This window comes from Aquidulcibacter sp. (genome assembly GCF_020253525.1).
In the GTDB taxonomy this organism is placed as follows: domain Bacteria; phylum Pseudomonadota; class Alphaproteobacteria; order Caulobacterales; family Aquidulcibacteraceae; genus Aquidulcibacter.
The window spans coordinates 1-17,686 of record NZ_JADCBK010000113.1; the positions used below are offsets into that span (position 1 = coordinate 1).

The following is a 17,686-nucleotide window of genomic DNA, read 5'->3' on the forward strand; positions in this document are numbered from 1 at the left end:
AGGAACGTCGTGCGACGGTTCAGGTTCTCAGCAATGGAGAACATTGCCGACCACAAGCCCGCGCCTTTTTGGAATGTCCGGTTGCTCGATATCCCGCGAATAGTCTCTTGGTACAGATAGTAGACTTCCTGCGGGTCGGTGATACCTTTCTCGTTGGCCAGTTTTAGGGCGTCTTTAAGGTTCTGCGGAAGTTTGCTGCTGGTGCGAAGAGCCTTGACCAGCGCGGCAGAGGCTTTAGCGTTACCCCATTGGCCAAGATACGGCAGCGTCATTGTCAGGGGTTGTGTCATGTTCACTATCGCAGAGGCCATTGATCCGCCGATGAAGTAGGCATACATCAAGCCTCTGAGTGCTGCGGCGTCTTCCGTCGGGCTTTCGATCTGTTCGACCATTCCCATCGCTTCGTCGCGGATGTCGCCGGCGTCTTGGTCGATGTTGTCGATTGCGCCTTTGATAATCGGCATGTTGTAGTTTGCCGCCGCTCTGCGTGCGTTCGAGGTCACAAACCCGGCAAGGACTCGCGGTAGGTCGTCGGAGTAACCGGCAATACCCTTACGCTCAATCCGGCGTTTCATGGCGCTTCTGGCCGATACCGCCTCACGGTAATATTGCTGCGCGGCCTTTTGCATATCCATCGGAAGGCCTAGTTTTTCAGCGAAGAGCATGATCGTTTCTGGCGTCATGCCCTTCATCAACTTAAAGTCTTCTTCGCTGATGGTGCCTTTTGAGACTTCTGAGCGCGGATACTTAGCCTTGAGTTCTGCCATTGCCGCATTCAGGTCGAGACGGTTTTCATAGTGGGCGCGGTAGATTGTCTCGCCTTCGTCCCGCACGGTCACAAAGTATTTCCCGAAACGCATCAACGGTGCGTAACCAGCCGCTTTTAGGGCGTCGGCGTGCTGGAATGTTTCTTGGGCACGCTTCTCGATGTCTTTCCAGCCCGGCACCATTTCTGGCGCGGCGTTTTCTCTCGCCGTGGCTATGGCGTCCAAGAGTCCAGCCCGGAATTGGTTTGGATTCGACTTCAAAAATTCCATCATCGCCGGTTCGATCTTCACGCGCTCCCCAAGCATTCTCACGACTTCCGACATTGAAAGGTCATCGAGAGACTTATCAATAACCTGTCTTGCCTGTTTGTAGAATGTAATCGCCTCTGGCGTGAGTTTGGCGTCGGATAACTCCTTGTCTGTGAATATCCGGCCTTCCAGCGGGTTCCCACCGCCTTCCATGGTACCGTCGAATATCGCAGCACCGGCAGCTTTAATGTCCTTGTTCCGCTGGCGAGATTTCAGCGGGTTTACGGTATCGCGCAAAGCCATGCCAAGATTCTTGATGTTGCCGTAGTTCGGCAGGATTTCGGGGGCCAGTTCGGCGGCCTGGGAAGCAAGCTGCGAAACGTCCTCCATAAACTGCTGACCCGCCCAAAACACTTTGCCAAATTCCTTGTTTTTCAGGGCTTTGTGAAGTTGGGTGTTCAGCGTTTTGTTGATGACATTGAATTGGCCGGGATTGCTGACAATCTCCTTGATCATCTTCTGGCCAAGCGCCATGCGGGTGACTTTGGCGATACCGTACTCTGCTGCGGCGTTGGCAGACTTTAGATCGTCGTCGCGGGCGCGGGAGAAACGCACCTCGCCTTCGAGGGATATCGGAACGTAAACTCCAACGATTCTGGCAAAGTGATTGCTGTCGTGCTCGTATGAAACGCGTCCGCCTATTTCGTCATCAGCACGTTGGATGTAGGGACGAAAACCGCTTGACTCTGGAAAATCGGTGTAGTTGGCCGTCTTTGAGCTAATGCCAACTGCAACATTATTGGTGTCACCGAATTCTTTGAGGGTTTTTAGAGAAGAAACTAAGTCGTCTTTTTTGAGCCTAGTGACAATGACGCGGCTGTTACCAAGCGGGTCAATTTGAAAGCCGGGGGCTTCTTTTTCAAATTTTTTGATTGCGTCACGTAACGCTTGCGAGGGTTTGTCGTTAGCAGCGTCGTAGCGGTTGAAGTTGGATAGGTCTTCACGGCTGCTATTGTATACCCGATTTGTGGTGCCCATCGAGAACATCGCCCCACCCGTCAGCGTCGTAGACTTCTTTCCAGACCGGATAAATTCTTCGGCTTGGTATAGAACGTCTTTCACCAGTTCGTCGGCTGTTGGCCCGTCTAGCATTGCCGCAAGGCGGGTAAAGCCGTTCTTCTCGAACCACTCTTTCATCTTCCCGACCACTTGCTTCCAGCCGGATAGTTTTTGGGCGTAGTCGAGGGATTTGTCGGCTAAGACTTCGTTGATCTGGTTGACCGTGTTCAATCCGGTTTTCTTTTGGAGCGCGTTCACTTCCCTGCGAAGCTCGGCGTTCTTCAAGTACAGATTCATCAGCACCGGATTCAGGTCGCGGCCAAATACTCCGTCTAGTCCGGCATGGCGGGATTCGTGAACAAGGGTGCGTTCAAGCACGGCTAGGTTCGGGATGTTCTGCGGGAATAGGTGGATCTCGCCGCCATGCCATGCGCCCCGTGCATCTTGGGCGCCAGCGCGTTCAATCTCGTCGCGTAGTCCGGCAGGGGCTTGGTCAAACGATTCCCATACGTTGATCTTGGGGGCGTTCTTCCACTCTGATTTGATGACTTCGACGGCGGCTTTCGCGTCGGTGGGGTCGAGGGATTGGGGGGATTGGCCCCTAGAAAACAAAACGCCCTCATTTGAGGGCGTCTGTGTGTTCATTGTCCCGAGAGAGACTACGCGGCCTGTTGGCCGTCCGTCGAATATGTCCGCCAGTCTTTGATAGAACTTTTCCAGTCCACTTCCTTCGTCCCGTCCCCCAGCGTTTCCAGTATCTTCGCCGGGTCTAGCCAGCCGTTGGCCATCTGTTTGCCGGTTCCGAGAAAAGATTCGCGCGACATCGAATTGGGGAAGCGATCTGCGTAAGTACGCATCACTACTACCGCTTTCTCGGATAAGGTTGAATAGTCCATGAAACGCCTCGTAGGTTTTTGGTAGGTGGAGTTTGAGTAGGTCAGGATCGCCATTGTACGCCACACCCATGCGCGCGAAAAGTTCTGCTTTGATTCGGTCTTCCGATAGGTCTATGCGGAAGAGAAATGGGTAATCAAGCCAATTTCTGTACTCTCCATTTTCATTGAAATGATTGGTCAGCTCTGCGCGAATGTCCCCGCCAATTCCCAACCGTTTACTGGTCGAGCTGATTGTGGTGTTGGGCGCAACAAGGTCAATCGCGTGCAGGATTTCCTCGGCAGCGGCTTGTGCCGCATGGCTTCTGGAGTCCATCTGCTTGGGGTCAAATTCAATCACCCCTGTTGCGGGGTCAATGCGCGCTGGGTTGTTTAGTTCAAGGTCTGCGCTCTTAATCGGGAAACGACCGTTGATCCCTAAGATGCGCTTGGCATCTTCCATCGCCGTGGCGGGGTAGGCTTTGCCTGCCGGAAACTCAAATCGAGGAAACAATTTTGCGGGAAGAATAGTGTCAAACATCCCTCGTTGCCCACTCAAATTTTCCTCGGCAGACTGCCCTAGCTGGAAGTCCGCGTTAGCGCCTTCCATGCGTCTCTGTACGGTCTTGCGCTCGTTATCTTTGGCTTCTTTCTCGGCGGCTTCGCGGTCGGCTTTTGCCTTTGCTTCCTCGGCGGCTTTCTTTTTGGCTTCGATTTCAGCTAACTGCTCTGGTGTCTGCGCTGCTATAGTAAACGCATCAGCGGCAACACGCATGGCTTCCGCAGCGCGTAAGGCTGCGGCTTGCATGGGGGTGGGTTCAACAGCATCGGCGCGGTCTTCGTCATTCGTGAATTGGTTGCTGTAAGTAGAAACTCCCGCATCGGCGGGAGTCTGTGGGGTTACTTCTGTCGGGCTTTCTTCGCTAGTGCCAGCGCCGCTTTCAGGGCTGGCAGGCGCTTCTCGATCGGTAGTTTCTCTAGCCTCGCTTTGACGCGCTTGATTGTATGCTGTTGTAGTTTCATTGATTTCCTCATCGGTGAAACCGAGTGCGCGCATGGCATCGATTTCGGTCATGTTGCCTCTTCCAAGGAACACATCATCCGCCAAATCGTCAGCCATTTCAATGGCGGCGTCCAGGGTGTCGGCATCAAGGTTTTCGGCTTCTGGCGTTTCTTCAACAGCATCGGTGGCAGATTCGCGGTACTTCGCTGCTTCTTCCTGATACCGGGCATCCTCAGATAGTGCGGCGCGGCGCTCATGCCCCGTTGGTGTGTAGTGCTCGTCACCATTTTTAAAGGCTTCTTCAAAATCCGCGAGGTCGTATTTGCCGTTTTCGTCTTTTGGTAGATAGCCTAGCTCGGCCAATTTTTGGCCCATGTCGTCCAACGAAAGTCCGCGCTGTTGGTCGTCTTTGTCAACATAGACTGCGCTAAGAACGGGGCGATTCCAAACATGAGAGGCCCGGTATTGCCTAGGGTCGGAGTCCCAGGTTGAAACGGCTTCTTTTTTATTCAACCCGCCTAGCTTCGCAATGGCGGTCCAAAGGTTATCGCGCGCGGGGTATGGGGTGACGGAATCTATCTTCTGCTGCGCTTGGGCTTTGAGTTGGGCTTCGGACTTCGGTTTGACAACTTTGGACAGTACCCACTTCTTGCCATCCTGACGCGGCTTGAACCCAACAAGGCTGTTTTTCCCGCCTTTGGTTAGTGGAAGGTTCTTTTCAAGATACTCTTGCGCTTTGCCTTTATTGTCGAACTGCTTTATTCCGGTCTTGGTTTGGTAGTCGCGGAATTGAACTTGTACGGCGGTCGGGCTATCTGAAACGTCTTGCCGTCCGGCGACATTGCTTGTCTGTTCAACGCTCGGAGTAACGCTCGGTGTAACGCTCGGTGTAACGCTCAGAGTAACGCTCGGTGTTCCATTTGTCTTAGTTTCTGCCCCATCAACTGCGACAGGATTAGCCCCGGCATTCCCGGCTGCAACATTCCGCCCCACCGCCAATTTCTCGGCATTTGCCTGATCCCATCCTTGGAACCATGCCTTCCCTCTCGCTTGGCCTGCGGGTGAACTAAATCGACTCGCGTATTTTTCCGGTAGTTGACGTTCCGCACCGCTTTCAAATGCGGCTGCACCATCTTGTGCGGCCTGCAATCGCGCCTTTTCTGCAATGGCGACGATATCAGACTTGAATTTTTCCTTAGTTGTATTTTTTTGTTTTTCGTCTAAACCCTGCGCTGGCTGTGCGTTTTCAGGCAAAATTGCTTGGAAAGCCCCGTCGTTAAATGAGTTTGCTATCGGCTGATTCTGGCTCGCTGACTCCAGGGGACGTGCGTTGTCCGTGGCTCCTTGCGCGGCCTGCCCCGCTTGCGTTTGATTGGCTGGAAGTGGACTTCCTTCAACGGCGGGGGCGGTGGCAAGAATTTCAACCGTGGCGGGGTCAATCCGAGCAGGCGCATTATTTCCGGCGTTGACCAGATTATCGGCCTGGATCCCGGCGGGTCTGGCAAAAGTTGAAACGGGTATTGGCTGGGCTGCATTTTCGGTTGCATTGGGAACCTCGGAGAGTCCGACATCTTCAATGGGATTGAGTTTGGCCGTTTTGAATGCGGCGGCAAGGGATTCCAGCGGCGTGACTGGCGCGTTGTTGATCGCGTCGAGGTCGGCCTTGAGGTCGCCAGTCAGCGGAACGGTCGAGGCTGATGGTTGACTCAGAATCTCTTGCGCGGCGGCTTGGGGAGTTAATACAGGGGGGGTATTGGGAGTTGGTGCCAGTGGTGGGATTTGGTCTGGCTGCCCGGTTTCGCCGGGAATGGGATTGGTTGGTTGAAGACGATCTAATCCGCTGGAGATGACCGGCATTGCGCCGCCGGACGCGGCACCGGCCATTGCGCCGATTACACCTTGTTTGGTCGCGTCTTGTGTGAGGTTGGTGATTGCCTTGCCTGATTCGTCGGTCGCGCCAGCTTGCCCAAGTGCGAGGTTCTTGGCGACTGTCTCGCTGTAAGACTGTACAAATTCCTCTGCGGCTTCTTTGCTCATCGCCTTTGGTATGGCTTTGAGTAACGACTCCTTGATTGACTCGCGCATAAAGGGCATGACTTCGACACCGGATCCGATCCGTCCGAGGTAGCCGGTGACCACGCCAGCGGTGTTTGCGATATCTATTGCCGACTTGCGTAATGCCGGGTCGGTGATGCCTTGCTTGTTTAGCAGGTCTTCAATATCGTTACCGAGCGTTCCGGCGGATAATGCACCTTCGCCCACCATCGCGCCAATTTTGGCAAGCGTGCTGGTTGCGGCTTGTGATGCGCCAGCCATTGAGGCGCCCTTGGCCAACGCTCCGCCTAAACCGCCAGCGGCAAACATGCTGGTCGCTGACTCTGCGGCAAGGCTGACCAGTGCGGTCGGGTTGGAAATTAGGAACGAGGCGGCTTCTAGTGCGCCTGGTGCGTCTTGTAACTGTTGACGCTGCCATTGGCGTTTATCGGACTGGCCTTCACGGATAACGTCTGCCGTGCCCTTGGCGGCGGCCTCGAATGCGCCCGGCTTCGATTCGACCAACGCAGATGTTGCCAGAGGCGTAGTTGTGCCGTATTCCTCGCGCATTGCTTGGTTGTTGCGGTCTTCGCGCATGGCAAGTAGGCGACGGCCAAGACCAGCGACACCAGCGGCCATTTCCAGCGTGCCAGCGGTGATGTCTTTTGGCAAGTCGGTCGCGGCTTCTGTCCATGTGCGTTTAGGCGCGGCTGGTGCGGATGTTGAACCGCTATCAGCGGCAGGCTCGAAAGCGTTGTTGACTTCGACCGGCTCCGGCGGCGTGTACCAAAGCGAAGTCGCACGCTCATTGAACTGTTTTCCGACCTGTTCAAGATCGTAGCCATTCTCGGCTGCGACCGGTGCAACGTACTGGTCAAAGAAACTCTGTTGGACTTTGCGCTTTTCTGGTTCGGAAAGTTTCTGGAATCGTGGCGAGGTGACAACTTGTTGCCAAGTGATCATCTCTTTGCTCCCAGCACGGAGTTCAAGAAATCATCGGTCGATGACGGTGCGGCGGATGCTGGTGAACGTCCGGTTAATCGCGCTTCTGCGCTGCGGAGTTCTTGCAACTGGCGGTCATAGTCTTCCTTGCCTTTTTTGCCCATTGGCTGATTTCTCATCAGAGCTTGGATCTGGCTGCGGATGCTGGTCAGCTCCATTTTGTCCGTTTCTGACAGATTTTTAGCGGAACGGATTTGTGAACCGTCGGACGTACGGACTGGCTGGGCGACGTTGTTTTCATCCATCGTATACAGCGAACCGTCGTTGCCGGTAATGAGACGAGAAGCAAGGTTGGCTTTCGACTGGTATTTTCCAGCTTCGATGTTCTCGCGGTTGAGTCTGCTTGAATGCGTCCGGTCTTTCTCTTTCTCACCCGACTGATAAGAGCGGTCGTTTTCGCGCTCAATCGCCTGATAGTTACGAGCTTCGCTTGCTTGTTGCTCTTGGAAGCGGCGGTTTTCGTCTTCCCGCGTGACTTGGAACATCTGGTTATCAGCGGCCCTTTCACGTTGGAATTTTTGCTGCATCTCCATCATTGTTCGATCACGCGCCTCTTGGATTTTGGCTTTTGCCTCGTCCATATCCATCTGCATGCGCGATACTGCACCCTGTACTAACCCCTGTGCGGCACCCTGCGCGGCACCGAGAGCGAATGTCGAAAAGAGACTCATGCCTGCACCTTCTCCATAATCCCGCGACGCTTCATTTCGCGGCGTTGTTTACGATTGGGCTTCCAAGGTGTCTGCCCCCGCATCATCAAATCTTTGGCCTCGGCCATCGTTTCAGGCGTGACTTTGCCATCTTGTATCTCGCGCTCGCCGAAAAGCTTGACGCCTTCAAACAGCGCATCTTGGGTCAACTGCTCGGCGTTGTTGGTCAACTTCGCCATTTCCGCAAGCTCAACAATGGCCGGTATCAATTCGTTTGCGGCAACTTGCAAGATAATTTCTGGATCGACTTCATCGCCCATAGCTGATACTGCCGCCTTGACGATATTGGCGGCGAGCATGCCGATGGTCTTCACCATATCAGCCTTACCGCCAATCAGCACCTTGATCAATGAGTCTCGATATTTCTCGCCATACACCATGTCCAGGCAAACGACGGAGAGTTTGTCGTAGACCCCTTGCTCTTCTGGTGAGACGTTGGGCATATCTTCGGGCGATTGATTTGGCTCCATTGCCTCTTCGCTTGGTGACTCCATTTTCATCCCGGCTTGCATGCTACCCCCCGACTCTCGAATAAATAGACTGTGGACGGTAAGGCTCCAATGCAACCGGCGTGTAGTTGCCCTTTCTGGCTTCCTCTTGACGGCGCTGCTCGTCTATCATCGCCTGCTGCTGGCGCGCTTGCGCGACTGCGCCAAACCCTTGCATTGCTGCGTTACCGACCATAAACTGTGTTGTTGCCGGGAGCTTGCTAAATCCGGTCAAGGCTTGCGAGAAGATGGACGGATTAGCGACAGCGGCTGGCGCTGCTGGTGCTGCGGCTGCTGCAACCGATCCCAACGTACTCGGCGCACCGGCTGCAAATATTGCCTCTGTCCCTGCTGCGCCTAGTCCCGATGCGGCTGTGGTTGCCCCCGTGGCTGCCGATGTTGCCGTAGTTCCGGCTGCGGCTGCGCCACCTCCACCAAACAATGAGTTTGCAAAGTTCCCTACTGCGTTCGCCCCTGTACTTACCCATGAGGTTAACTGTGCGCCGACCGCTGACGGCGCAAAAGAACCAGCGGCAAGACCGCCGGTAAAGTAGATAGCGGCTGCGCCTAACAAGGCTTTGCCGACATTCGATTTGGTGACTTTTTTTACGGTGTTGGTAACAGTTTTGAACACTTTTGTTACTGCGTTGCCAACACTCTTTATTGCCTTGCTCATAACTCTTCTCCTAGTCGCAGCACATACATTCCGCCGACGTTTTGCATCCCGGCTGCTTGTAAAAATTTGTCTGTCCGGCTTTGGCCGAACGAGTTAACGATAACCACTTCCTTTGCGCCCTTGCGCCTCGCCCACGCTTGAAAGTGTTTCAGTAGCGACCGGCCAGAACCTTGCGCGTAGAAAGCCACATCTATGGCATATTTAGCTGCGGCGTAGGGGTATTCCGCAAGCGTCCCAAGTAAAAACCCATCGTCTGAAATCAGCACGATGTTTTCCCATGGCCGCAGCATCATGGCGCTGATGGTTTTGCGCCATACGTCCTCCGAGATTGGAAGGTGCTGATTGTTCGATGCTGCGTGCGCCTGCCAGCCTAGCTCTACTAGGCGGTCAAGGTCACTTCTTGTCGCTATCCGTACCACCCGATCCGCCACCCGATCCGCCACCCGATGTTCCCGTGTTCTCGCCGGTTCCTGTTGTCGTTTGACCGGCAGGTTTCACCATGTTCAAGAATGCGCCGTTGTAAGTGAAGCCTGCAAAAATAGAATTCATCGCGGCGATCTGTGCAGAGCGTTGTTCCGGCGTCATATTGGGGTCGAGCTGCAACGCCAGAATCGACTGGTTGTAGTTTTGCTGCATGGTACGGAAGAAATTGCGGTCGCCTTCGTCTTTCGTTGCGGCGATTTGTCGCTCAAAGTTGGCAATGTTGCGCTGGTAGTTAAGCGTGTCTTTCTCAGAGTCTAGCCGCCAGCCTTCCCGCGTCATGTCGCCTTGGAATAGGCGTTGTGCTGCGCCTTCGCTTTTCTGGAATTCACGTTGCAAGGCGTTCTCTCTCTCTGCCGACGACAGACTTTTATCCTGCATGATCTGTTGGATTCTGGCTTGAAACTCTCGCGCATCTACATCCGCTGTTCGATTCAAAGCGCCTTCGCTTTGCTGGAATGCCCGTTGTAAAGCATTCTCTTTCTCCGCCGACGTTCGATTCAAAGCGCCTTCGCTTTTCTGGAATGCACGTTGCAAGGCGCTCTCTCTCTCCGCCGACGACAGACTTTTATCCTGCATGATCTGTTCGATTCTGGCTTTGTACTCAGTCAACGCAGCGTCTTTGAACGTGTTGGCGTCTTGCGTTGCGATCTCGCGAGAGGCGGAAAGCATGGCTTCCGTGCCGGCCTGTGCGGCCATTGAGGAGTTCAACGTGCCGCGCTCGTTGGCAATCTGTTTGGCGCGGGTCAGAGCTTGTTCGAGAAGCGGGTTGCCGGAACGCATCAAATTGGCGATACGGTTTTCCACCAGCATTTCCGGTGAAATTAGGCCAGATTGGGTGGCAATGGAAGTGCTGGGGCCGGGAGTATTGCTGCCGGGAGCGGCGCCTTTTGACACCTTGCCCTGCGCGTCCAGATAGCCCCACTGTTTCCCGCCTGCGGTGATCTTCCCATCTTGTCCGACGATTAGCTCGCTGCCGTCTTCGGCCAACTGATACCCGCCGCTTGCGCTTGTCAGGATGCGGCCTTGTTGATCGACCTGACGGGGAACACCAGATAAACCAATGATGGTGCGACCGCGGAAGTCTTGCCCGGTGCCCATTTTCGGATCAGCTTGGCCTGCGGCTGGTCGAAGTCCTTGGCGAACCTGTCCGTTGGCTTGAACGTAGCCCCAAGGCTTTCCGCCGGCGGTGATTGTGCCGTCTTCACCTAAGTTCAACAGATTGCCTGTGCCGTCGCCCTGTGGGTTGCCCTGTGCGTCTAGGATTGCGCCATCGGCGCGAACCTGACGGAGTTGGCCGGATGCGCCTGTAATCGTTCGGCCACGGAAGTTTGTTGGCGCTGGGAGCGCGGGGGGGCCGGGTTGTGTGCCGACTGGTAGACCGGTGCTGGCGTTGATAGGGAGATTTGTGTTTGGATCTCTTTTTACGGGGGCTTCTATTGAGTTAGAAAGCCCGCCGCCTAATGCCGCATTTTCTGCCGTTCCGGGAACATACCGGAAACGCCCCATTTCTGACGTCCATTCTGGCGTCGTGCCTACGCCTCGAATGTTGACGTTGCCATTAACGTCAAGATACGAATTGGGCGCAACACGGCGCGCACGTTCGGCCATATCGATACGGCCATCGGTCAGAACGTCCTTAAACTGCCACGGGCTACCGACTGGTTCAGCCTCATTGCGCTCGTACTGAAGGTTTGGGTTGTCATAGACGGGTGGCTTGTAGACCAAGCCATCGGAAGTAACTTGCGGGGCTTCCCATGCGCGCGATACAGTTTGCGTGCTGCTTGGTGTCGGAAGCTCGCCCACATTTTCGGGCGTGCCGCCTGGTCCGGTATCTAAAAGACTAGGCTTTTTTATCACCGATCCGGCTGAAAGTTTTTCCATCGGCTCATCAGCCGTCATGTCCAAAATTGAGCGTGGCATGATCTAGGCTCCTTTGAAAAGTTCGTCCGCAAGCGGTGGCGTCGACGGGATGAGCGCGGCTTCGGCTTCGGTGATCTTGCCGAGTTTGACCAGTTGGGCGAGGTAGAGGGGTAAAGACTCCGACTTGAGATCGATACCCTCTCGAACACGGGATAACGCCAGTGACATCATCCCCTGGCAAATAGGGTGCGGGTCACAAGCGATTTCGGCTTGCTTTGGTTTTTCGCAAAGCCAGTCGAACCGACGGAGATATGCTGGAACTTCGATAACCCACGAACCCGCGTATGGCTTTTCGGCCTCGGTTAAATCGAGCTCGCCTGAATACGCCGCGTAGACGAAACCGCCCGTTGCGGTGATGTTTGAGAACTTCGATGTGTCATCGGGGTAGACAATTACGCCGTCCTGATACGTCTCAGCAAAGCGAATCTTTTTCATCGTGGCAGCCCCATCATGTCGGCGCAGCGGTAAATAAACGCATCAAATTCGGCGCGGTCAAAATCTCGCGGGATTGGTGTAATTGAGCCAGAAATAAGCCCACCCGAAACGAGAGAAACCTGCGGGCCATTCGGTTGTGCCCCTAGCGCAAAGCCTGCGGTGGTAGACGATTCCATTAGCCCGGTAAGACCGCCTAGATTGGTCGCGCTAATTCCAATCGCCCTCCGATTCCCGCCGCGACAAATATTCAGCACAATTTCCCCGCCAGAGTGATACGCCGACGTTGTAACGTGCGAAGGATAAGCCGTTAAACTAAAAAGCGCGGTCGCGTCTGCCGTCATATAGAAAGACAACGCGCCATTAGCAAATAAAGATACATTTTGGAGTATGTTCGTTGCCATCCCGCCGAGAGTAAATGGCGTTTGTGCGCCGATTGCGCCCGTCGATTCTGTCAGCGTTTGCTGAACCATGTTTCCGTTATTCACTCCATAAACCTGAAAATTGCCGTCGCTGCGCCTGTCCATAAAATACGGGCCAGACGCCGTAATCGTGCTTGTGCCGCGATGGGTGTATGACTTTGCCGTTATGGTCGTGAACCCAAAGTAGGTTGTTGTGCCGCCGTTAGTGCCAAAAACATATATGCGCGAATTGGCGTAATCCGGGAAAACCGCCAAAATCCCCGTGCAGGATGCGTTTAGCTCGGTGGGGGCGAGCGTCCAAACTAACGTGTTGGCAGAGTTGTATCGCAGCAACGAAAGTGTGGTTGCGTTGTACAAAAAATACGATCCGTCGTTATTCAGCAAATCGGGGAATGATGCAACCGGCGGGGCAGGTGACGCACACTTGACGGGCATCGGCTTTGGCCAATTTAATGGGCGAACACCGCCCGTCCACAATGACAGCGCGGCAAGGGCAGAAGATAGGATGCTCATTAGCCGTTACCCGCGACGAGTGACGCATGAACCGCGCCGGCGGCGATGGTCGTTTTCGCTGACGCCCAAACCCCGTCAGCAGGCGCGAACGGGATGCCGTCGAGCAAGGCTGGCATATTCGATAACGCCGGAATGAATGCAGGTGCAACATACTCTGCGGGGGCAGCACCCGATACACCAGCACCAATCGCTACGGGCACTTCGCCAATCAGGAAGCTCGTACCACTGACACGCCGATAGATTTGCATGGTCTGTGCAACGCCGGACGTATTCACGAAAGAGAGGCTGAACAATCTGCCGCCCAAGCCGCCGAATGTCGAGATGACTTTGGCGACTGTGGTATCAGCCGACGTGAACGATACCGACGTTCCGAACGGGTTTGTGAAAAACGGGCTAGATGCCATTACATACCTCCATTGATGTCAGATGAGGCTTTCAGGAAGCCCCCAAAGTTTTCGGCTGGGCCAGATGCGATCTTGGCAATCACCCATGCCGCATTAACGACTTCCGTACCAACCACGGAAGACGCCGGGGTTGCCGCCGCCAGTCCGTTGCTAAAGTTGTGCGTGCCTGTCCAGAGTTGGCCGGATGCCGCGCCCTTATCCAGCAAAGCGGCTTCGACTGCCGCAAACCCTGCATCCGTCGCCGCACCAAGCGCGTTTAAGTGAGAGGCAAAAATAACCTGCCCATCCAAGCGAGTTGTGTACGTAAATCCGTAGCTCATTTTTGTCTTCCTATTAAGCTGTATTCGAGTATCACGTTGTTAAGTGTCCATGCCGCATCTGTTGCGCTGGTGTGCGATACCAACATTGAAACGCTTTGCCCGACGCCTTGAACATTCACTTCACACAAACCCGACATTCCACCGCCATATATGGCAGACCCGTATTCAGACGCGCCATAAAGCGCCCCGCCCGCCATAGCCTGCTGGCTTGAATAGTTGGCAGGTTCGGTCGCGCCGTAGTTGAAGTCGATGCCAAAATTGAACGAAAACGCTGCCGGTGCATCAAGCTCTAAACGGGCTTTTCGCATGCGCTTCTTCTGTGAGATTCCATTCAGGTAGTTAAATGGAAGTCGCAAGGCCGATGTGTAGGCATTACCGACAAAGCTGGTGCCCGTATCCAGCTTGTAAACGAACCCATCTTCCGCGCCGGCAAAAATAACTTCGGTGCCGGTAGAATCAATAGCCGAAACACCGCAAGTAAACTGGTGGTCAAGAATCTGGCGCGTGTACTCAATCGCCTTACCGTTCTGCCCGTCAACCACCGTTGCCGTAATAACTGATTTGTTGTCGAAGTAGACGCGAACCTGCTGCTTGTTGCGGACAACCAACGAAAACAGCGCGCTCTTGCCGGGGAACAAGCGTTTGATCTGCTTAGAAACTACCGCCGTCACAAAATCGCCAAAATTTTGTGTACTAGCGAGGCTAACCAGCCCGTTTTCTGACGCAATGAAGGCGTCACCAGCAATCTCAGACTGCGAGCGAGCGATACCGCCGCCAGAGCTTGACAGCGTTTTGAGTTCCCAATTCAAATTCGATGATCCGTATAGCATCATCGTTTTGTTCTGGCCGTATACCACTAGGGTATCGCCGCGATAACTCAGTAGGCCTTTGATTGATTCACCAATGCCGATATCGGAAGCACCGGCTCGGAGTGTCCAAGTGTCAGGGGTGCCGATACCGGAGTTTTGCAGGCTTGCGCCGAACGTATAGAACAGATGATTCTTGTGCGTTGCAATGTGCTCTGGCTTATCTGGCACGGAACCAGTTGTAATGTCTTTCCAAGTTACGCCGTCCCACTCAAAACCTTTATGCACACCCGAAACGCCGTACATTTTTTTCTCGGAGAGTGCGCCGGTAAAGTTGTAGCTCGAGAATTCGTAAGTACCGTTTGCCGTCAGTCCGGTTTTTCTGGAAGTCCAGCCACCGGCATTTGAGTCGAACATGGCGCATGTAGCGCCGCCTACCGCATTGCGGAAGGCATGCACCTTATCGTTGTAGAACCAAATACCACGAACGGGCCCTTCGCCGGGAACCGCTAACACTGTCCCGCTTGATCTTCCATCGAATGCCTGATACCCCTGCATCCGCTTGTAGCCGCCAGACAATCCGCTTTCAAAGTTCACACAGTAGACAAGTGAGCCTGTGGGTAAGGATAGCGGGGGCGATTCTGTATTTAGCCCGCCCTGACAACTAAAGATGCTGGTTTGAATGGTCATGCGAGCGCGGAAGGAACGATGCGAGTCTTAGGAAGGTATCGCTCGCGCATATTGGTGAACATCTGCGGATAGTGCGACTGATACCTCGCTATCACATCAGGCGCCTGGTCAAACAGCGCGTAGGACTCAAGCACCTTCCACACGATGATCATATGCAAGTCTTCGTCTAGGCCGGTCGGCTCGTCGGCCGAATTTTCAAACACTTGCGGCGCTTTGATGTAAGGCAACGTTACGCTGTAAACCTTGTCCGGCAGAGTGTTGAATGTGATGAGGTTGTCATCCGACCAGGTTACGATGGTCGGGCGTGTGGCCGATGGTGTGCCAACCCCGTAGATCGATTCAAACTCTTCAAAGGTGTACCAGGTCAACGGGGATTCATCAGCCGCCGTTTCCCCTATCTTTTGCTTGCCTTTGAGATCCAGCCACCTACGGAAGTCCGTCACGTTGATGTCGCCCAACGTATATTCGTTGTCACCGATAACCGTGTTGAACACGGCTTTCTTCTTCATAAAAGACCAGTCGCGTGCGCGCTGAATATCGATCCACGCTTGGCGAGTCCAGTCGATGAAATGCTGATTCATGTTGACTTGAGACTCGACGGCAGAGGGGCCGGGGCCTTGCAGCCCCGCCTCAAACGATCCCCTCTGTGCTAATGCAAGGAAGTTCATTCCTGCGCCAGTTCCGCTTCACGCAGCTTCAGGTTTTCGCGTTCCTGTTTGGCAGCATCCGCCTGCTCTTGCAAGTACGGCTGGGCGTCTTCGACACTCAAACGCTCAAGGATTTGCGGACGATTGAATGCCACCTTCTGATTGATAATGTGTGTGCCACCGGTGCGCGGGTTGTAAACCGCTTTCGGGCGAAATTCAGGCTCCATCAGGTGAGAAATGGCGTCGTACTTCACGACAAGCTCTTTCTCACGCGGCGCCAGAAACTTCTCACCGTTTACTGCCCAATAGACCGGATCGGTTGCCGATGGATCGCTTGACCCTTGGAACATGATCTTGGCGTAAGGCTTATCGGTAGACGCAGCTTTTGCTACCTTTGTCTCTTTCTGCGCGCTGCCACTCATTCGTCGTCACCTTCAACGTCACCTTCAATCAATGCGTTCACGCTCAAGGCATACGCCTCGGCAACTTCGACTGACTGGTGGTGTTGCACGCTCTCACCATCTTCGTAGATGGTCGTCGTGGTAGCACCATTGACCGATACTCCAACTGGTTTTGACATTTTGGACCTCCAATAAAAAACCCCCTCCGAAGAGGGGGCTGTTGTCCATCAAACTACGATGGGAATTACCAAGCGACTGCTGGAACCATACCGTTGTAGTCACGATACGTCACCGTCAGACCGGCCGCATCCAACGCCGTTGTACCTGGCGTGAATGTGGTTGCACTGTTAGTGACGATCTTGATACCGCCAATCGCCACAAACGCATAGTCGTCCGGATCTGGAATTTCACCAGTACCGAAATTTGCGCCAGCGCCTTGGAACGGCTGATTGAGGTACGTTCCTTGAATGACGTTCACGGTACCAGACGATGTGCTTAGAACCACTGTGTAATACACTGTGGTTGACACTGGCTGGACGTAGAACCCCTGTTGGTACGTCGTCTTTTGCTGCAACGTCGTATTGACCGCGAGGGCAACCGCCGCAAGTGCTGCGCGGGTGTAGATTTGCCCGTCGAGGCTGAACACGACCGCGTTGGTGGTCCTGATTGTTGCTGCGGCCGCGGCGTTGATTGCCAAAACCGGAAGAGTAAGAACCCGGTTCCCCAAGGCTTGTCGCAGTTGTGTTGATGTGAATTCGTTAAGAATAGACATGTTGGGCTCCGATTAAAGTGCAGTTGCACAGGTTTCGATACGATAAATCCACGCTTCATTCAAGCGCAGAGCCGTGAACCAGCCCTTCCAGCCGACCGAGCCGAATTGACCGAGCGGGTTGCCCGAGTCCAGCTTGTTTGGCAGGAGAACTTTGAGCGCAGCACCAGACAGCATGCCGTCTTTACCGCGGACGGTAACGTGGCCATAAGCCTCTTCGCCGACGATCACGATTGGGTAGACGTCGGTGTTTGCACCGGTCTGCTTCATACCGTTGATGGTGCCGGAACCAGCGGCGTAGAATGCCTCGAAGTGCGGACAGGTCACAAAACGAACGTGACCGCGTGCACCGAACTCTTCGGGATGCACCAAGTCCGAATAGTCCTTTGCATCAAGGAAGCCGGCCAACGCCTGAATGTCACGCTTCATGTCGGTATGACAGAAGGCGATGTAGCTCGGGCGCACGTTGACCGTGTTGAACGAGTCATCGGTGGCGACTTTCTTGCTGATCTTCTTGGCGCGGTTGCTTTCCAAGACACGAACAGCAGCATCCATCGCGTTGACAGTGATGGTCGTGTTGGTCGTGTTGCGAGCCGAACCGTTGGAATAACCGACGGCTGTACCAGCACGCAAGACGTTCCAAAGGACGTTTTCGCGGGTTTCAACGATCTGATCGCCGCACGCTTCTGAGGCTTCCTTCACCGTTTCTTCTGGCGAAAGATCAAAGTCACGATTGGTAAAGCGAACCAGGTCGCCGTACTCAGATACCGTCGCCGCGACGTTCGTTTTGGTCAGCGTGCGGCTGCTTGGAACCAACCCTTCGGTCAGGGTTGTAGCGACGGGGAACGGGTTGACACGGCGGAAGGTGATGTTGTCGGTCGAGTTGCTTGGGAGCATACGTGCCGAACCGAACATCGACAAACACTCGAACGGCATTGCACGCTTGAGGGCTTTCGCCTCTGCGTAGGTGTTGAGCCGTGCTTGGCTCTGTAAATACGTATTGAAACTCATGGTGTTCT

16 protein-coding genes are annotated in these 17,686 nt (G+C 54.4%); all 16 read right to left on the reverse strand.

Features of this window, described 5'->3' with window-relative positions; all coding sequences use genetic code 11:
• On the reverse strand, nucleotides 1–6,947 hold a 6,947-nt coding region (locus tag IOB61_RS12775), incomplete at its 3' end, for a PLxRFG domain-containing protein (RefSeq protein ID WP_290817320.1).
• Complete coding sequence (locus IOB61_RS12780) at nucleotides 6,944–7,657, reverse strand: hypothetical protein (protein WP_290817322.1); 714 nt, start codon at nucleotides 7,655–7,657, stop codon at nucleotides 6,944–6,946. The genes IOB61_RS12780 and IOB61_RS12775, both read right to left, overlap by 4 nt.
• A complete protein-coding gene (locus IOB61_RS12785; RefSeq protein ID WP_290817324.1) occupies nucleotides 7,654–8,208 on the reverse strand; it encodes a hypothetical protein in 555 nt (184 codons plus the stop codon). The genes IOB61_RS12780 and IOB61_RS12785 overlap by 4 nt, the downstream gene beginning before the upstream one ends.
• 1 nt (nucleotide 8,209) lies before the next feature.
• A complete protein-coding gene (locus tag IOB61_RS12790) occupies nucleotides 8,210–8,860 on the reverse strand; it encodes a hypothetical protein (RefSeq protein WP_290817325.1) in 651 nt (216 codons plus the stop codon).
• Nucleotides 8,857–9,279 (reverse strand): hypothetical protein, encoded by a 423-nt coding sequence (locus tag IOB61_RS12795; RefSeq protein WP_290817328.1) that lies wholly within the window; start codon nucleotides 9,277–9,279, stop codon nucleotides 8,857–8,859. The genes IOB61_RS12790 and IOB61_RS12795 overlap by 4 nt, the downstream gene beginning before the upstream one ends.
• Nucleotides 9,254–11,242 carry a hypothetical protein gene (locus IOB61_RS12800; RefSeq protein ID WP_290817329.1) on the reverse strand — a complete coding sequence of 663 codons (1,989 nt, stop codon included), beginning with the start codon at nucleotides 11,240–11,242 and terminating at the stop codon, nucleotides 9,254–9,256. The genes IOB61_RS12795 and IOB61_RS12800 overlap by 26 nt, the downstream gene beginning before the upstream one ends.
• Nucleotides 11,243–11,266: 24 nt before the next feature.
• Nucleotides 11,267–11,698 carry a hypothetical protein gene (locus tag IOB61_RS12805; RefSeq protein WP_290817331.1) on the reverse strand — a complete coding sequence of 144 codons (432 nt, stop codon included), beginning with the start codon at nucleotides 11,696–11,698 and terminating at the stop codon, nucleotides 11,267–11,269.
• Complete coding sequence (locus tag IOB61_RS12810) at nucleotides 11,695–12,630, reverse strand: hypothetical protein (RefSeq protein WP_290817333.1); 936 nt, start codon at nucleotides 12,628–12,630, stop codon at nucleotides 11,695–11,697. The genes IOB61_RS12805 and IOB61_RS12810 overlap by 4 nt, the downstream gene beginning before the upstream one ends.
• Nucleotides 12,630–13,034, reverse strand: coding sequence for a hypothetical protein (locus IOB61_RS12815; RefSeq protein WP_290817336.1), 405 nt, complete (start codon nucleotides 13,032–13,034; stop codon nucleotides 12,630–12,632). Before IOB61_RS12815 ends, IOB61_RS12810 begins: the two co-directional genes overlap by 1 nt.
• Nucleotides 13,034–13,354, reverse strand: a complete 321-nt coding sequence (locus IOB61_RS12820; protein WP_290817339.1) for a hypothetical protein — start codon at nucleotides 13,352–13,354, stop codon at nucleotides 13,034–13,036. Before IOB61_RS12820 ends, IOB61_RS12815 begins: the two co-directional genes overlap by 1 nt.
• Complete coding sequence (locus IOB61_RS12825) at nucleotides 13,351–14,850, reverse strand: hypothetical protein (protein ID WP_290817342.1); 1,500 nt, start codon at nucleotides 14,848–14,850, stop codon at nucleotides 13,351–13,353. The genes IOB61_RS12820 and IOB61_RS12825 overlap by 4 nt, the downstream gene beginning before the upstream one ends.
• Nucleotides 14,847–15,518 (reverse strand): hypothetical protein, encoded by a 672-nt coding sequence (locus IOB61_RS12830; protein ID WP_290817345.1) that lies wholly within the window; start codon nucleotides 15,516–15,518, stop codon nucleotides 14,847–14,849. The genes IOB61_RS12825 and IOB61_RS12830 overlap by 4 nt, the downstream gene beginning before the upstream one ends.
• Entirely contained in the window at nucleotides 15,515–15,919 is a 405-nt protein-coding gene (locus IOB61_RS12835) for a hypothetical protein (protein WP_290817348.1), read from the reverse strand. The genes IOB61_RS12830 and IOB61_RS12835 overlap by 4 nt, the downstream gene beginning before the upstream one ends.
• Nucleotides 15,916–16,077 carry a hypothetical protein gene (locus IOB61_RS12840; RefSeq protein ID WP_290817352.1) on the reverse strand — a complete coding sequence of 54 codons (162 nt, stop codon included), beginning with the start codon at nucleotides 16,075–16,077 and terminating at the stop codon, nucleotides 15,916–15,918. The genes IOB61_RS12835 and IOB61_RS12840 overlap by 4 nt, the downstream gene beginning before the upstream one ends.
• 65 nt (nucleotides 16,078–16,142) lie before the next feature.
• Nucleotides 16,143–16,670 (reverse strand): hypothetical protein, encoded by a 528-nt coding sequence (locus tag IOB61_RS12845; RefSeq protein ID WP_290817355.1) that lies wholly within the window; start codon nucleotides 16,668–16,670, stop codon nucleotides 16,143–16,145.
• 12 nt (nucleotides 16,671–16,682) lie between these two features.
• On the reverse strand, nucleotides 16,683–17,678 hold the full coding sequence (locus IOB61_RS12850; RefSeq protein WP_290817358.1) for a N4-gp56 family major capsid protein: 996 nt from the start codon (nucleotides 17,676–17,678) through the stop codon (nucleotides 16,683–16,685).
• Between the last annotated feature and the right edge of the window lie 8 nt (nucleotides 17,679–17,686).

Excerpts from the sequence above, each read along its gene's own strand:
- IOB61_RS12815 (WP_290817336.1), bottom strand. The coding sequence starts at position 13,034 with ATGGCATCTAGCCCGTTTTTCACAAACCCGTTCGGAACGTCGGTATCG.
- IOB61_RS12810 (WP_290817333.1), bottom strand. The coding sequence starts at position 12,630 with ATGAGCATCCTATCTTCTGCCCTTGCCGCGCTGTCATTGTGGACGGGC.
- IOB61_RS12835 (WP_290817348.1), bottom strand. The coding sequence starts at position 15,919 with ATGAGTGGCAGCGCGCAGAAAGAGACAAAGGTAGCAAAAGCTGCGTCT.
- IOB61_RS12805 (WP_290817331.1), bottom strand. The coding sequence starts at position 11,698 with ATGAAAAAGATTCGCTTTGCTGAGACGTATCAGGACGGCGTAATTGTC.
- IOB61_RS12800 (WP_290817329.1), bottom strand. The coding sequence starts at position 11,242 with ATGACGGCTGATGAGCCGATGGAAAAACTTTCAGCCGGATCGGTGATA.
- IOB61_RS12790 (WP_290817325.1), bottom strand. The coding sequence starts at position 8,860 with ATGAGCAAGGCAATAAAGAGTGTTGGCAACGCAGTAACAAAAGTGTTC.
- IOB61_RS12780 (WP_290817322.1), bottom strand. The coding sequence starts at position 7,657 with ATGAGTCTCTTTTCGACATTCGCTCTCGGTGCCGCGCAGGGTGCCGCA.
- IOB61_RS12830 (WP_290817345.1), bottom strand. The coding sequence starts at position 15,518 with ATGAACTTCCTTGCATTAGCACAGAGGGGATCGTTTGAGGCGGGGCTG.
- IOB61_RS12850 (WP_290817358.1), bottom strand. The coding sequence starts at position 17,678 with ATGAGTTTCAATACGTATTTACAGAGCCAAGCACGGCTCAACACCTAC.
- IOB61_RS12820 (WP_290817339.1), bottom strand. The coding sequence starts at position 13,354 with ATGAGCTACGGATTTACGTACACAACTCGCTTGGATGGGCAGGTTATT.
- IOB61_RS12840 (WP_290817352.1), bottom strand. The coding sequence starts at position 16,077 with ATGTCAAAACCAGTTGGAGTATCGGTCAATGGTGCTACCACGACGACC.
- IOB61_RS12845 (WP_290817355.1), bottom strand. The coding sequence starts at position 16,670 with ATGTCTATTCTTAACGAATTCACATCAACACAACTGCGACAAGCCTTG.
- IOB61_RS12785 (WP_290817324.1), bottom strand. The coding sequence starts at position 8,208 with ATGCAAGCCGGGATGAAAATGGAGTCACCAAGCGAAGAGGCAATGGAG.
- IOB61_RS12825 (WP_290817342.1), bottom strand. The coding sequence starts at position 14,850 with ATGACCATTCAAACCAGCATCTTTAGTTGTCAGGGCGGGCTAAATACA.